Source organism: Microcystis sp. CS-574 (genome assembly GCF_028329095.1).
GTDB classification, from domain to species: domain Bacteria; phylum Cyanobacteriota; class Cyanobacteriia; order Cyanobacteriales; family Microcystaceae; genus Microcystis; species Microcystis ichthyoblabe_A.
Map to the genome: position 1 here is coordinate 1 of NZ_JAQMSY010000060.1, position 13,393 is coordinate 13,393.

12 protein-coding genes are annotated in these 13,393 nt (G+C 42.2%); 8 read left to right on the plus strand and 4 right to left on the minus strand.

From position 1 onward, the window contains the following. Nucleotides 1-190 precede the first annotated feature (190 nt). The 3 genes from PN470_RS04040 to PN470_RS04050 all read left to right on the plus strand — a co-directional run bounded on the left by PN470_RS04040 (nt 191) and on the right by PN470_RS04050 (nt 3,170). Nucleotides 191-1,480, plus strand: coding sequence for a M16 family metallopeptidase (locus PN470_RS04040; RefSeq protein ID WP_271935308.1), 1,290 nt, complete (start codon nt 191-193; stop codon nt 1,478-1,480). 203 nt (nt 1,481-1,683) lie between these two features. Beyond that, nucleotides 1,684-2,544, plus strand: a complete 861-nt coding sequence (locus PN470_RS04045; protein WP_103112198.1) for a fructosamine kinase family protein — start codon at nt 1,684-1,686, stop codon at nt 2,542-2,544. A 35-nt stretch (nt 2,545-2,579) separates the two neighbouring features. Further along, nucleotides 2,580-3,170 carry a Uma2 family endonuclease gene (locus PN470_RS04050; protein ID WP_271935310.1) on the plus strand — a complete coding sequence of 197 codons (591 nt, stop codon included), beginning with the start codon at nt 2,580-2,582 and terminating at the stop codon, nt 3,168-3,170. On the opposite strand, the gene murG is transcribed toward PN470_RS04050, so the two are convergent. After that, nucleotides 3,152-4,225, minus strand: coding sequence for an undecaprenyldiphospho-muramoylpentapeptide beta-N-acetylglucosaminyltransferase (gene murG / locus PN470_RS04055; protein ID WP_272103753.1), 1,074 nt, complete (start codon nt 4,223-4,225; stop codon nt 3,152-3,154). The two genes, PN470_RS04050 and murG, sit on opposite strands and share 19 nt — an antisense overlap. Nucleotides 4,226-4,306: 81 nt before the next feature. On the opposite strand from murG, the gene PN470_RS04060 reads away from it, so the two are divergent. Next, a complete protein-coding gene (locus PN470_RS04060) occupies nt 4,307-5,113 on the plus strand; it encodes a hypothetical protein (RefSeq protein WP_002774986.1) in 807 nt (268 codons plus the stop codon). Between the two features lie 111 nt (nt 5,114-5,224). Here PN470_RS04060 and PN470_RS04065 read toward each other — a convergent pair whose 3' ends face one another. From PN470_RS04065 to psb32, 3 genes are all read right to left on the minus strand, one after another. Then, nucleotides 5,225-6,043, minus strand: a complete 819-nt coding sequence (locus PN470_RS04065) for a transglutaminase-like domain-containing protein (protein ID WP_103112201.1) — start codon at nt 6,041-6,043, stop codon at nt 5,225-5,227. Between the two features lie 222 nt (nt 6,044-6,265). Next, nucleotides 6,266-6,865 carry a hypothetical protein gene (locus PN470_RS04070; RefSeq protein WP_042790289.1) on the minus strand — a complete coding sequence of 200 codons (600 nt, stop codon included), beginning with the start codon at nt 6,863-6,865 and terminating at the stop codon, nt 6,266-6,268. A gap of 144 nt (nt 6,866-7,009) precedes the next feature. Further along, nucleotides 7,010-7,693, minus strand: coding sequence for a photosystem II repair protein Psb32 (psb32, locus tag PN470_RS04075; protein ID WP_002734975.1), 684 nt, complete (start codon nt 7,691-7,693; stop codon nt 7,010-7,012). Nucleotides 7,694-7,875: 182 nt separating this feature from the next. On the opposite strand from psb32, the gene PN470_RS04080 reads away from it, so the two are divergent. The 4 genes from PN470_RS04080 (at nt 7,876) to recJ (ending at nt 13,297) form a co-directional block, all read left to right on the plus strand. Then, nucleotides 7,876-9,885: a GAF domain-containing hybrid sensor histidine kinase/response regulator gene (locus PN470_RS04080; RefSeq protein ID WP_272103756.1), complete on the plus strand. Its 2,010-nt coding sequence runs from the start codon at nt 7,876-7,878 to the stop codon at nt 9,883-9,885. A gap of 74 nt (nt 9,886-9,959) precedes the next feature. Continuing rightward, nucleotides 9,960-10,412, plus strand: a complete 453-nt coding sequence (locus tag PN470_RS04085) for a hypothetical protein (protein ID WP_149107819.1) — start codon at nt 9,960-9,962, stop codon at nt 10,410-10,412. 5 nt (nt 10,413-10,417) lie between these two features. Then, on the plus strand, nt 10,418-11,059 hold the full coding sequence (locus PN470_RS04090; RefSeq protein WP_272103762.1) for a hypothetical protein: 642 nt from the start codon (nt 10,418-10,420) through the stop codon (nt 11,057-11,059). A gap of 273 nt (nt 11,060-11,332) precedes the next feature. Continuing rightward, nucleotides 11,333-13,297 (plus strand): single-stranded-DNA-specific exonuclease RecJ, encoded by a 1,965-nt coding sequence (recJ, locus tag PN470_RS04095; RefSeq protein ID WP_272103760.1) that lies wholly within the window; start codon nt 11,333-11,335, stop codon nt 13,295-13,297. The last annotated feature ends 96 nt before the right edge of the window (nt 13,298-13,393 follow it).

Below are 13,393 nucleotides of genomic sequence, written 5' to 3' on the forward strand. Positions count from 1 at the left end.
GAGGTGGGGGGTGGGGTGTGGGGTGTGGGGAGGATAAAGCGGCCCATTGCCTATTGCCTATTGCCTATTGCCTATTGCCTCCTATCTCCTAACACCTAACACCTGATCTTGTTGGCTCTGTGAAAGTCTGGGACTACAATAGAGAAAAGTGACAATTTTTGCCAGAGTGATTACCGAGGACTAATAAAGAATGACGGCTATCCTAGGGAAACCTGCCACGCTTAACACTCCGATTCTGCACCGTCTTGCCAATGGTTTAACGATTATTGCCGAAAGTCAACCGGTAGAAGCGGTTAATCTCAATGTTTGGCTGCAGGTCGGCTCGGCCTTAGAATCGGATCAGATCAATGGGATGGCTCACTTTCTCGAACACATGGTTTTTAAGGGAACCCCTAACTTAGACAGTGGTGAATTTGAACGGGCGATCGAATCGAGGGGAGCGGTGACTAATGCCGCTACTAGCCAAGAATACACCCATTATTACATTACCACTGCCCCGCAGGACTTCGCCCATCTGGCCCCGCTGCAGCTAGAAGTGGTTTTAGACGCTTTAATTCCCGATGAGGCTTTTGAGCGGGAAAGACAGGTTATTTTAGAAGAAATTCGTCGTTCTCAGGATAATCCCCGTCGTCGCACTTTTTATCGCACCATGGAGACTTGTTTTCAAGTTTTACCCTATCGTCGTCCGGTGTTGGGTCCGATGGCAGTGATTGAAAATCTTACTCCTCAACAAATGCGCGATTTTCATCGGACTTGGTATCGTCCCGAATGGATGACGGTGGCGGTGGTGGGTAATTTGCCTGTAGATGATTTAATGGCTATTGTGAGCGATTCTCTAGATACTTTAGGCAGTAAGGGCAATTCTGGGCTTATTTCCCATCCTATCGCTAATCTACAGCCCGAAGCTCCCTTTAACGAGATTATCCGTCAAGAATACGAGGATGAAAATTTGCAGCAGGCCCGCTTAATCCTATTTTGGAAAGTGCCGGGGTTGAGAGACTTAGAAAAAACCTATCCTCTCGATGTTTTAGCGGCTATTCTGGGTCAGGGCAAGGTATCGCGATTATTTCAGTCTCTGCGCCAAGAAAAGGGCTTAGTTTCCCAAATAACTGCCAGTAATATGTCCCAAGCAGTACAAGGAGTGTTTTCCATTTCGGCCCAATTAGCCTCGGAAAATATCGAGCAGGTGGAGAGGGAGGTCGTAGCACAGATTGAACAAATTCAACAGGAAGCTGTGACAGTTTCTGAACTGGAACGAGTTAAAACCCAAGTAGCCAATCGGTTTATTTTTAGCAATGAAAGACCGAGCGATCGGGCTAACCTTTACGGTTATTATCATACTCAGATCGGTGATTTACAACCAGCTTTTTGTTATCCCCAACACATTGAAGCCCTCACTTTAGAGGATATTCAAAATGCCTGTCAAGAGTATTTAAATCCCCACGCTTACGGTGTGGTGGTGGTGAGACCAATTCAGTAATCAGTAATCAGTAATCAGTAATCAGTGAACAGTAATCAGTAAACAGTGAACAGTGAACAGGGATAAAGATGAAAATAAATAAATAACTAAATAACTAAATAACTTAAAACTTACATCTGATAACTTACATCTGATAACTGATAACTTAAAACTTAAAACTTACAACTGATAACTGATAACTGATAACTGATAACTGATAACCTATGTGGACTCAAATTGCTCGACATATTGCCCAAACTACGGAAAAACCCTTTGAAATTGAGAAAAGTCATCCCGTTAGTGGTGGCTGCATCAATCAGGGTTATGCCGTTAGTGGCAATGGTTTAATTTATTTCGTTAAGATTAACCAAGCGAACCAAGAGGCCATGTTTGCAGCCGAAGCTTTAGGATTAAAGCAAATTCACGCCACCAAGACTATCAGGGTTCCAGAGCCAATTTGTTGGGGAATTGCCGATAAATCTAGTTATTTAGTGCTAGAGTGGCTAGAATTCGGCGGTGGCGATAGTCAAAGCTGGGAAAAAATGGGGCGAAATTTAGCTCATTTACATCAAGTTTCTTTATCCGATCGCTTTGGTTGGCATTGTAATAATACCATTGGTTCTACTCCCCAGATTAATACCATTAGTAACAATTGGGCGGATTTTTTCGCTCATCAGCGTATTGGCTATCAATTAAGACTTGCGAAGGAGCGCGGGGGTAATTTTCCCGACGAGGATCAAGTTATTCCCGCTATTAGCGAGATTTTGAGTCAGCATCAACCCCATCCCTCCCTCGTCCACGGTGATTTGTGGTCGGGAAATGCGGCAATTACCGTCGATGGGGAACCGGTAATTTTAGACCCTGCCACCTATTGGGGAGACCGGGAGGTAGATTTAGCCATGACGGAACTTTTTGGCGGTTTTCCGGCGGCTTTTTATCGGGGTTATAACGATGTTTTCCCCCTCGATGCTGGTTATCAAAAGCGCAAAACTCTTTACAATCTCTACCACATTCTCAATCACTTTAATTTATTTAGTGGTGGTTACGCTTCCCAGGCCAATCGGATGTTACAGGAAATTCTTTAAGGGTTTTACTTGTGAATCTTTACCGAGGATAAATTATGTCTATTCGAGAAACTACTGTGATTAAAACTCCAGAGACAAAAGTATGGACTGATGCAGAATTTATGGCGTTACCTGACGATGGTAATCGTTACGAATTGGTCAAGGGAGAGTTAATTAATCTGGGTAATTCTGGGGCTTTACACGGTTATATTGCCATTATTTTAAGTGCCGCTTTATTCGCTTTAGTAACATCTCGAAAACTAGGGGTATTATTGGACTCCAGCACTGCTTTTACTATGAAAAATGGCAATAAACGCTCTCCTGATATAGCCTTTTTTGCCAAGGAACGTCTGCAAGGATTGGAAGAATTGCCGACGGGTTTTTTAGAAGGTGGGCCCGATTTAGTGGTAGAAATTCTCTCTCCCGGCAATACAGTGGCAGAAATCGAGGACAAAATTGCCGAATATTTTGCCAATGGTACTCGTTTGCTCTGGGTTATCAGTCCCCGTCAACACTATGTTTTAGTTTATCGTTGCGGGTACGAACCGCAGGGATTATTAATATCAGGAGATTTTCTGGAGGGGGAAGATGTGGTTCCGGGGTTCACTTTTCCCGTGGCCGATTTGTTTCAAAAACTATCTTTTTGACTCTTTCTTCTCAACAAATCGGCTAATAAATCGGCACTATCACTAATAGCTAGATGAGAAGCTTGTTGAGCCATGGCGGCCAATTTTTCGGGATTAGACCATAAATCGAGGACTAATTCGCTTAAAAACTGAGCAGTTAACTCATTTTGACGATAAAGATAAGCAGCCTGAGCTTCCGCGAAAACTTTGGCATTGTAGAACTGATGGTCTTCGGCAGCAAAGGGATAGGGAATTAAAATCGAAGGCGTACAAGTGATCGCTAATTCTGTTAAAGTGCCGGCACCGGAGCGACTGATAGCCAGATTAGCTCTTTGCCATAATCCCGCCATATTGTCGTAAAAAGGCCGGGAAAAATAGTTAGAATGGCGCAAACTATCCGCTTCGGGGTCGTTTTCTCCCGTGAGATGCACGATATAAATACCTTTTTCTAACCATTGGGGAGCGCTTTGCCGGACAATTTGATTAAGAGCCACGGCCCCTTGAGAACCACCGGCAACGACAATTAAAAAAGCATCCTCTGGAATCGGTAAATCTAGGGACTGGGGAATGAGAAACTGCTCCCGTACTGGCGTACTAACCCAAGTGGTGCGAGTGCCGGGTAAATAGCTGGCGGTTCCCTGAAAACCGAGGGCAACCGTATCGCACCAGCGACCGAGAACTTTCGTGACTTTGCCCGGTATGTAGTTAGATTCGTGTAGGATGACGGGAATATTGGCTAAACGAGCCGCTAAAATGGTCGGTCCTGCGATATAACCCCCGGTGGTAAAAACTGCCGCTATCTGACGTTTTTTGATTAAACTACGCACTTGCCAAATGGCCCGCAGTTGACTGAACAGAATCTTGAGAGTTTTTAACCCCAAACGGGTTTGAAACCCCTCAATCGGGATAGTGTGCAGGGGATAGGTTTTTGGAACTAAGGACTGTTCCAGACGGTCTGGAACTCCTAACCATTCAATCTCGTAATCCGGCAAGCGCTCGGCCAGGGCCAAAGCGGGAAATAAATGACCACCAGTACCACTAGCGGCAATCAGGAGACGGGTTGGAGTGCGTGCCATAATTCGAGAGAGGGTAAATTCAGCCCTAGAATGAAATAATCTACCATAGTTATTGATCGATCCTTACACAAACTATCACTAATGCGTAACTTGAACACGATTCCCAATAAATTTTTTCGTCAATCCCTCAATTTTTCCCTATCGTTGCTGTTAGGTTTGGGGTTAACTTTGACCCTTGCCACCGGTCTGCGGGCCGAAAAGCCAGAAACTGCTCCGGCTAATTTAAAAACCCTTATCTCCAAAATCGAAACGGCCGCTAATGAGCGGGATCTCAAGCAATTGATGGAGTTTTATAGTCCGAAATTTACTAATTCCGATGGTTTGACCTACGAAAAAACTCAAAAAGCTTTAACTCATTTTTGGGAACGTTATAACAATCTACAATACACCACAACCCTCGAATCTTGGAGTCGTTCCGGGGACAAGTTAACGGCCAATACAATTACTAAAATTACTGGGACGGGAAAGGTGCAGGGACGAGTGGTGGGAATGAATGCCACGATTCGTTCTCGTCAACAATTTCAGGGTAATAAACTGGTTTATCAGGAGATTTTAAGCGAGAGAGTTGAGTTAAATACTGGCAAAAATCCCCCCAGTATTCAAGTGAGAATTCCCGAAAGGGTGAAAGTGGGTGAAGAATTTGATTTTGATGTGATTGTTCGCGAACCTTTAGGGGATGATTTATTGGCCGGAGCGGCGATCGATGAGAAAGTAGATATTGAGCGCTATATTAATACAAATCCCCTAGAATTGGAATTATTACAGTCCGGCGGTTTATTTAAACGGGTAAAAGCGCCGGCAACACCAGAAAATCGTTGGTTATCGGCGATTTTAATTCAAGGAGATGGGATTGTTATCGTTACTCAACGGGTTAAGGTAGAAAAGTAATTTTTATCTGGGGTTTGCGGCAAAAAGCTTGTTGGTGGGGTGTAGGGTGTTATTACTGTTGCCTCTCGCCTCATTTCAACAAAATTTAGATGCGCGGGCAGCCTACTCTGATTAAGCATAGAGTTGAGAAACATCGCTCGTCCATACCTTAAATTTTGTTAAATTTACTTGACCAAAAGAAGTTGTTAGGGCAGCATCGACGGCATCTAAGCCGCGAGTCATTAAAATTCGCCCGATTCTGGGGGTGTTATGACGAGCATCAAAAGTGTACCATTGATGGTCTAAATAGACTTCAAACCAAGCACTAAAATCCATCGGTAGAGGTTGGGGAGAAATACCGATATCTCCGAGATAGCCAGAGGCATAACGAGCAGGAATATTTAGGCAACGGCAAAAAGTCAAAGCTAGATGGTTAAAATCGCGACAAACCCCCTTTCTTTCCCGATAGACATCATAGGCGGTTTTTGTCACCCGTGCGTATTCGTAACCAAAACGAATGTGACTATGAACCCAATCACAAACCGCTTGTACCCTTGCCCAACCGGGAGGAGTTTGTCCGAAAAGTTCCCAGGCAATTTCCGAAAGCAAATCCACTTCACAATAACGGCTACTCATTAGGTAGGGAAAAACTTGGGTTGGTAACTCTGTTAAGGGAATTTCTTGGGCATTCCCATTAACTATATCGGGTTTCCATTCATTCTCGATAACTGCTTCATTGTGAATGCGAATCTGGCCAGCAGGTAAAATTAGACGACTGGTTCGATTACCGAAGCTATCTAAAAATTCTTCTATTTTTGTTGCTGGTTGCACCTGCAACTTCTCCGATTGTCTAACTTGATCTAAAATTGAGGGGTGTAGATAAAGTTTTAACAACATGACCACGGGTAAGGGGGCATCAAAGCCAAATTCATAACCAACACGGATTAACATTAGGACTCCTATCTAAATGAAATTTTGTCAGGATTGGTAGAGATGAAACGCCAATAATCGCCAGACTGAAAAAAGTTAGGCCCGACTACTTACTTAAAAGTTTGAGGATAAAGTAATAGCCAAGCAGAAAACCGATAAGCTTTGTACAGAGTTACTTTTATTATAAACCGCCTCAACTAAAAGCTTTGTAACTTTGAAGACAAGCCATCGGCAGGATTAGAGCTATCGAAAAGAGTCTGGGGTGGATGGTTCTTCTAATGGACGGATTTCAATGGGGATGTAGGCTAGTTTAGCAAAAATCTTTTGTTGATAACTGACGGGCCACCATTCGTAAAGAAAAATTTCTAAAGGTCGCCAGAGGGCCACCCAACCACTAATTAATAATCCTTCTTCTAAGAAGTGAATAAATGTATCGGTGCCAAAACGACCAATTAATTCGCTGAGACTCAAACAAACAAAAAGAAAGGAGAGACCAATTAGCAAAGATATGCGTCCCTGTCGCCAAATTGTGCGTAATTTTCTTTGTTCTCCCTGTTGGCGATAGTCAAAATAATTATGTAAAGCTGAGGGTAACAGATTTCGGGCGTTATTCTGTTCTTGACTGGGGAGATAAAAGACTAATTTAAGGGGGGTATTGAGGGGAAATTCATCCACAGAGTTAATAATATAATTTTCGGCGTTATCGTCTAAATCTCTATCTAAAAATGGCGAAGGATCCAAAGAATTAAAGACTTGCTGTAACTGATTAAGTTTAATTTCAATTAAGTAAGCTCCTTCCTCCTGTCGATAATAGGATTGTAATTTATTTACCATTTTAGGCATTAGTTATTAATGTTAAGCAAATGTGGCAAACTGACACAACTAAAATCTACTACTAGAAGTTACTTCATCTTGCTCATACAGGCTAAGGATTGAGCTATCTCTGAGAGTATTTTAGCTGTATCAGTCCCAGATCATTAATTTAATTTAGCGACCAAAACCAGCGTACCAAAAATAGGTAACCATGGGGATTACTGTGGCTAAAACCAGTAAAACTATCACCCAAATTGTGGCATTTTTATCGTCAGTTTCTTCTGCGGTAGTAAAGGTACTTTCGATATTAATTGTCGCTACTTCCGGCGGTCCGGGATCCGCTTCTCCAGAAAGTACCGCCGTTAGACGACGACTAGCATCGAGTAAAGCTTGATTATATTTTCCCCCATCTTTGAGGGGAACTGCCATAGTTTCCGAGAGGATACTATCAGCAATAGCATCGGTTAATAGGGGTTTTGCTTCCTCCCCAACCCGGATAGCAGTTTTATTGGTTAAAGTATCAAGGACGATGATAGTTTGATTGGCACGATCTTCGGAGTTAGGATACCATTCTCTCAGGATATCATCGGCTAAATTGTCAATTTTTTGACCGTAATCCAAGCGTCGGACTACCACCATTCTCACTTCTTGTCCGGTTTTTTCGGCGAGGTTTTTCAGATCTTTATTTAATTTTCCTTCGTTAGCGGCACTAATGGCCGAAACGGGATCGACCACATAAGTGGGCGCTCCAGAGCTTAAAATGGGGAGGTCATAGACTCCCATGGCAGCAGCCGGTGACAGAGAAACACCCAAGACTACACAGCAGGAGAGAAGGAGAGAAGCTAATAATTTGAGCATATTGATTCGGTAAAATTCCTATAGAACATAATAGGGGAAAAGTTTACTGTTTTTTGATTAGGGAGACGGGAAGTGGGGAAGTGGGGAAATGGGGTGATGGGGAAAATCAACTAATACCCTAAAACTCTACAACCCCAACACCCAAACTGTTTTAACTGATAACTGATAACTGATAACTGATTATGAGTGATTTTGAGGAACTAGAGTCTAAAAAACGGGAAAAAGCTCTAGAAATGCAGGCCTATCGCGATAATTTGCTCTCACGGGTGACAAGATTACTAATTTCTCAAGATATCCACTTGGCGATTGATCATACCCTAGAACTGCTCTGTCAATTTACCCAGAGTGCGCGCTGTTACATTATTCAATATTCCACCTGTCGTCAGCAGTGGAGTATGGTTTATGAATACTGTCACCCCGACTATCCCCAAGTTATCCCGATTAGGGAACAATCACAAAATCTCTCGACGGAAACCTTTCCCTGGTTTTCTGAACAATTATTAAACGGTATTCCAGTTAAACTGAACTCTTTAGACGATTTACCCGCTACTGCTATCCCTGAAAGAGCTATTCTCGCTAATAGTTCTACTCCCTGTCTCTTAATCGTTCCCATGTGGGATAGTTGTGGGGTAACGGTGGGTTATCTGGGATTGGATGCCAGTGCAGAAAAGCAATGGACAAAGGAAGATGTCACCTTTGTGCGGTTGCTGGGAGAATTAATTGCGATCGCACAAAGTAGATATGAAGCGGAAAAAGGATTAAAAGAGGCTAAAGAAGCGGCAGTTAAAGCAAATAAAGCTAAAAGTGAGTTTCTAGCTAACATGAGCCACGAATTACGCACTCCTCTTAATGCTATCTTGGGTTTTACTCGCTTAATATCCCGGGATAGCAGCATCAGCAGTGAATATCGGCAATATTTGGAAATTGTCAATCGTAGCGGGGAACATTTATTAGAGTTAATCAACGATATTCTAGAAATGTCGAAGATAGAAGCGGGAAGAACGGTTTTTAATCCTAGTAATTTCGATTTATACGCTCTTTTAGATAATATTGCCGAAATGCTACGCTCACAAGCGCAAGCAAAAGCTTTAAGCTTAATTTTTGATCGCAGCTCCGATCTGCCTCAATATATATGTACTGATGAAAGTAAATTGCGACAGGTGTTAATCAATCTCTTGGGTAACGGATTGAAGTTTACTGAGTCGGGAGGGGTGACTCTCCGGGTAAAATTAGGGGAGAAAAGAGAAGATTATCAGCGATTGCTCTGGGAAATTGAAGATACAGGCGCAGGAATCGCTCCAGAGGAGATTTATAAGCTATTTCAACCCTTTAACCAAACGGAAACGGGACGAAAATCCCAACAGGGGACGGGATTGGGTTTACCTATCAGTAAAAAATTTGTTGAGTTGATGGGGGGTGCGATCGGAGTTAGTAGTATTCTGGGTCAAGGAAGTATTTTTAGTTTTGATATTCAGGTGGGTTTGGTGGGGGAAAATGAGATTAAAACCGAAACCAATAGGGCAAAAGTTATCGCTTTAGCCGAAAATCAGCCTAAATATCGCATATTAGTCGTCGATGATCGACCGGAAAGCCGTTTACTGTTGCTGAAACTCCTGACTAGCCTAGGATTATCCGTGCAAGAGGCTGCTAATGGTCAAGAAGCGATCGCAATTTGGCAAGCATGGCAACCTCATCTTATCTGGATGGACATGAGAATGCCAGTTAAAGACGGTTACGAAGCAACTAGGGAAATTCGGCGGTTAGAGGCTGATAATCGCGGAAAAACGGTGATAATTGCCCTAACTGCCAGTGCTTTTGAAGAGGATCGCGCCTTGGTTATTGCCGCCGGTTGTGATGATTTCGTGCGTAAACCTTTCCGAGAGGAAGTTATTTGGCAAAAAATGGGCGAATATTTAGGATTAAAATATATTTATGCCGATAATGAGCCAAATCAGCCCAATTATTCGCCAGTTTTCCTCGATTCCCTGCAATCCCTATTAAAATTAATCAGTCCCGCTTGGATTGGACAATTGCAACAAGCGGCGCGAGAATGTGATGATGAAAAAATTATCGCCCTAACCGCAGAAATTCCCCCCGATTATGCTACCCTTGCCCAAGGTTTACAACAGTTAGCCAGAGAATTTTCCTTTGATGCGATCGAAACCATAATTAAAGATTTAAACATATCTTAAGAGAGTATTTTATCTAGATCTCAAAAACGTGATATTCTAAAGGCATAAATCCCTAAATATGGCAATTTTAAAGGATGAAACTGTTAAAAATGCTCATCGGTACTTTCCTAATACTACCGATTTTTTCCGTTCATGCTCAAGTACCCTCGCTTCCCCCAATCAAGCAAAATTCCCCCAATCTTGGTGATCTACCGAATGATCCCACCCAGCAGAAAAATTGGGTTTGTAACCAAGAAGATCAACGCATTGCCGTGGCTGCTAAAGAAGAGAAAGGTTGGAAAGAATTAATTGAAAAACAAGGTTGGCAATGTCGTGAAGGAAATACCGATATACCCGATCAAACTCTCAGCTTTTCCTGTGAACCAGAACAAGCGATTGGCATCTTGACAGTTTACTGGTTAAATGGTAGTAATGGTCAACAACAATTAAGCCAATGGCGAGATAAATTAGCGGCACAACAGGGGATGGTTTGTACCATTAATAACGTGCAGTTATTCGATACTCAAGAAAATATACCCAATCCATGACAACCATGATTAAATTAGCAGTTTTGCCTCAATCTATCCTCCTGGGTATCAGTTTATTATTAAACAATTCTCTGCCCTTACTTGCCCAATCTACACCCCTGAGCGTGGATAATTTGAGAAACACCGTCTATAACATTCCCAATCGGGGTTCCGTAATTGTCAGCGATGGTATTTTTCAATCCAATGAGGGACAAATTTTAGGAGTGCAAGTCAGTCGAGAAGCCTTGATGGGGGACTATAATAATGATCAAAGGACTGATGGTATTGTCGTATTAAGAGTGATTACCAGAGAGCAACAGCAATTACATTATTTAGCCCTAGTGATTGATAATAACGGTACTGCCACTAACACCGATACTGTCCTGTTAGCAGAGCGAGTAGTTGTCGATAATCTTAGTGCTAAAGATGGTATGATCACCGTCAATATGAGAAGATTTCTCCCTCGGGATCCTTCCTGTTGTCCGTCGGGAGTTATCACCCAACAATTTGCAATCAATCCTAGTATTAATCAATTGACTTTACTGAGTACCAACGAAAGTCAACCCACCACCCCAAATGTGCAGGTAATACCCGGTTCTCCCCTGAGAATTAATAATAGTAATCTCCCCTTTCAACCTCCTGCTGGGGCCATCCAAATTCGCTTTTAACCTTGTTTTTAGTGCGTTACGCTGGGTACATCTCCTATTTGTGAATCTACTCAGTTGGGATTCCCTGATAATCTTTTTTTAAAAACTGTGCTTTCTGGGTTTTTTGTCTTATAATTCAGACTCTTGGGGGGTTCTACCCCCGATCCTCCTGTGCATTAGTTTTTCGGTGAAATGCTTAGACGCATTTGTTTATATATTTGTACCAGTCTAAGAGTCACTGATAATTCCTAAAGGCAACTCTCCTGACTCCTGACTCCTGACTCCTGATAAAAAATGCCCTACAAATATCCCATCCAGCGCTGGTATATTGCCGCAACTAATCCCGAAAAAATCGCGGGGTTAGCGCGGGAAATGGGATTATCATCATTATTAGCAACTATCTTAATTAATCGCGGTATTGATACCCCCGAATTAGCTAAAACTTATATAGATCCTGAAGCGGATACCTTACCCTCTCCCCTGGGGGAATTTCCCGACTTAGAAAAAAGTGTCAATTTATTAGTAAAAGCGATCGCCTCTGGTGATAAAATTGCTATCTGTGGGGACTACGATGCCGATGGCATGACCAGTACATCTTTACTACTAAGAGCCTTAAGACATCTCGGTGCTAGGGTAAATCATGCCATACCCAGTCGCATGAAAGAGGGATACGGAATTAATCAGCGCATTGTCGAAGAATTTGCCGAGTCGGGAGTCGGATTAATTCTCACCGTTGATAATGGTATTTCCGCTCACGAACCGATCGCCCTAGCGATAGAATTAGGATTAAAAGTTATTATCACCGATCATCACGATCTGCCGCCAATTTTACCAAATGCCTCCGCTATTCTCAACCCGAAATTATTAACCCCGAACTCTCCCTATCAGGGATTAGCGGGGGTGGGAGTCGCCTATATTTTAGCGGTGACAACTGCCCAAAAAATGGGTAAATTACAGGGATTAACCGAGTCATTATTATCATTATTTACCCTAGGCACTATAGCAGATTTAGCTCCATTAATCGGGGTAAATCGTCGCTGGTTAAAACGGGGTTTAAGAAAATTACCCAAATCCCAATTAGTCGGGATTCAATCCCTGATGCAAATAGCGGGAATTAGCGAGGAACAAAAGCAATTACAACCGGATGATATTGGCTTTAAATTGGGACCGAGAATTAATGCAATTGGCAGAATTGGTGATCCCCAGATAGTTATTGAATTATTAACCACCGATGACGCAGGAATTGCCTTAGAAAGAGCAATGCAGTGCGAACAAATTAATCGTACCCGTCAAGAATTGTGCGAAAAAATTGAAGAAGAAGCGATTAAATTAGTAGAGGAAACGCCGATTCTCTGGCAAAAAGATCGAGTTTTAGTCTTAGTGGAAAAAGATTGGCATCATGGGGTAATTGGTATTGTGGCATCCCGTTTAGTGGAACGCTACGGAGTGCCGGTTTTTATCGGTACTTATGAGGAAGAAGATGCGGGTAAAATTCGCGGTTCTGCCAGAGGAATTGAAGAATTTCACGTTTTTGAAGCCCTGCAATTTTGCCAAGATTTACTAGGAAAATTTGGCGGTCATAAAATGGCGGGGGGTTTTAGTTTACCCACAGCTAATTTACTAGCATTTAAACAAAGATTAAGTCAATTTTCTCACAAAATTTTACAAATAGAACAATTAAAACCTTTAATTAAAATTGATACTATCATTGATTTTAAACAAATTACCCTGGAACTTTTTCAACAAATTGATAGTTTGCAACCCTGGGGAATTGGCAATGAATTACCCGTTTTTTGGACTCCTAACGTGCGAGTAGTAGAACAGAAAACTATCGGAAAAAATCATTTAAAATTATTGCTGGCTCAAAGCGATAATACCAGAATTAAAGCCCTAGCATGGCGTTGGGGCGAATATTGTCCTTTACCAACTCGTTTAGATATTGCCTATAAACTCAAAGAAAATACTTGGAATGGTAATACAACCATAGAAATTGAATTAGTGGGAGTGCGATTACCCCAAGAAAATGATAATATTAAAAAAGCAATTTTTATGCACGCCGATAAAATCTATCAATGTAGTTTTTGGGGTGATTTAAACGAGATTCGCATCAAAAATGAACAGGGCGAGATTTTAGTCGTGCAGAAAGGGCAGCGCATTGGTTTATTAGGGAAAAATCGGCAACAAGCTAGAGAAGTCAACGTGACTGAACCCCGTTTTTATACTTTAATTAAAGTTGCCATCAAAGCTTTGGCTATCTAGGGCTGGCTGAATAGAGATAATACCAAATCCGTTTTTAATAGTGTGATTAACTCTCAAGTTATGAATTGTTTCTCCCTACACCCTACACCCTACACC

Bases quoted from the DNA above. Each gene is read 5' to 3' on its own strand.
- murG (WP_272103753.1), bottom strand. From the start codon at position 4,225: ATGGCACGCACTCCAACCCGTCTCCTGATTGCCGCTAGTGGTACTGGT.
- PN470_RS04045 (WP_103112198.1), top strand. From the start codon at position 1,684: ATGTGGACTCAAATTGCTCGACATATTGCCCAAACTACGGAAAAACCC.
- PN470_RS04080 (WP_272103756.1), top strand. From the start codon at position 7,876: ATGAGTGATTTTGAGGAACTAGAGTCTAAAAAACGGGAAAAAGCTCTA.
- psb32 (WP_002734975.1), bottom strand. From the start codon at position 7,693: ATGCTCAAATTATTAGCTTCTCTCCTTCTCTCCTGCTGTGTAGTCTTG.
- PN470_RS04040 (WP_271935308.1), top strand. From the start codon at position 191: ATGACGGCTATCCTAGGGAAACCTGCCACGCTTAACACTCCGATTCTG.
- PN470_RS04050 (WP_271935310.1), top strand. From the start codon at position 2,580: ATGTCTATTCGAGAAACTACTGTGATTAAAACTCCAGAGACAAAAGTA.
- PN470_RS04085 (WP_149107819.1), top strand. From the start codon at position 9,960: ATGAAACTGTTAAAAATGCTCATCGGTACTTTCCTAATACTACCGATT.
- PN470_RS04090 (WP_272103762.1), top strand. From the start codon at position 10,418: ATGATTAAATTAGCAGTTTTGCCTCAATCTATCCTCCTGGGTATCAGT.
- recJ (WP_272103760.1), top strand. From the start codon at position 11,333: ATGCCCTACAAATATCCCATCCAGCGCTGGTATATTGCCGCAACTAAT.
- PN470_RS04060 (WP_002774986.1), top strand. From the start codon at position 4,307: ATGCGTAACTTGAACACGATTCCCAATAAATTTTTTCGTCAATCCCTC.
- PN470_RS04065 (WP_103112201.1), bottom strand. From the start codon at position 6,043: ATGTTAATCCGTGTTGGTTATGAATTTGGCTTTGATGCCCCCTTACCC.
- PN470_RS04070 (WP_042790289.1), bottom strand. From the start codon at position 6,865: ATGCCTAAAATGGTAAATAAATTACAATCCTATTATCGACAGGAGGAA.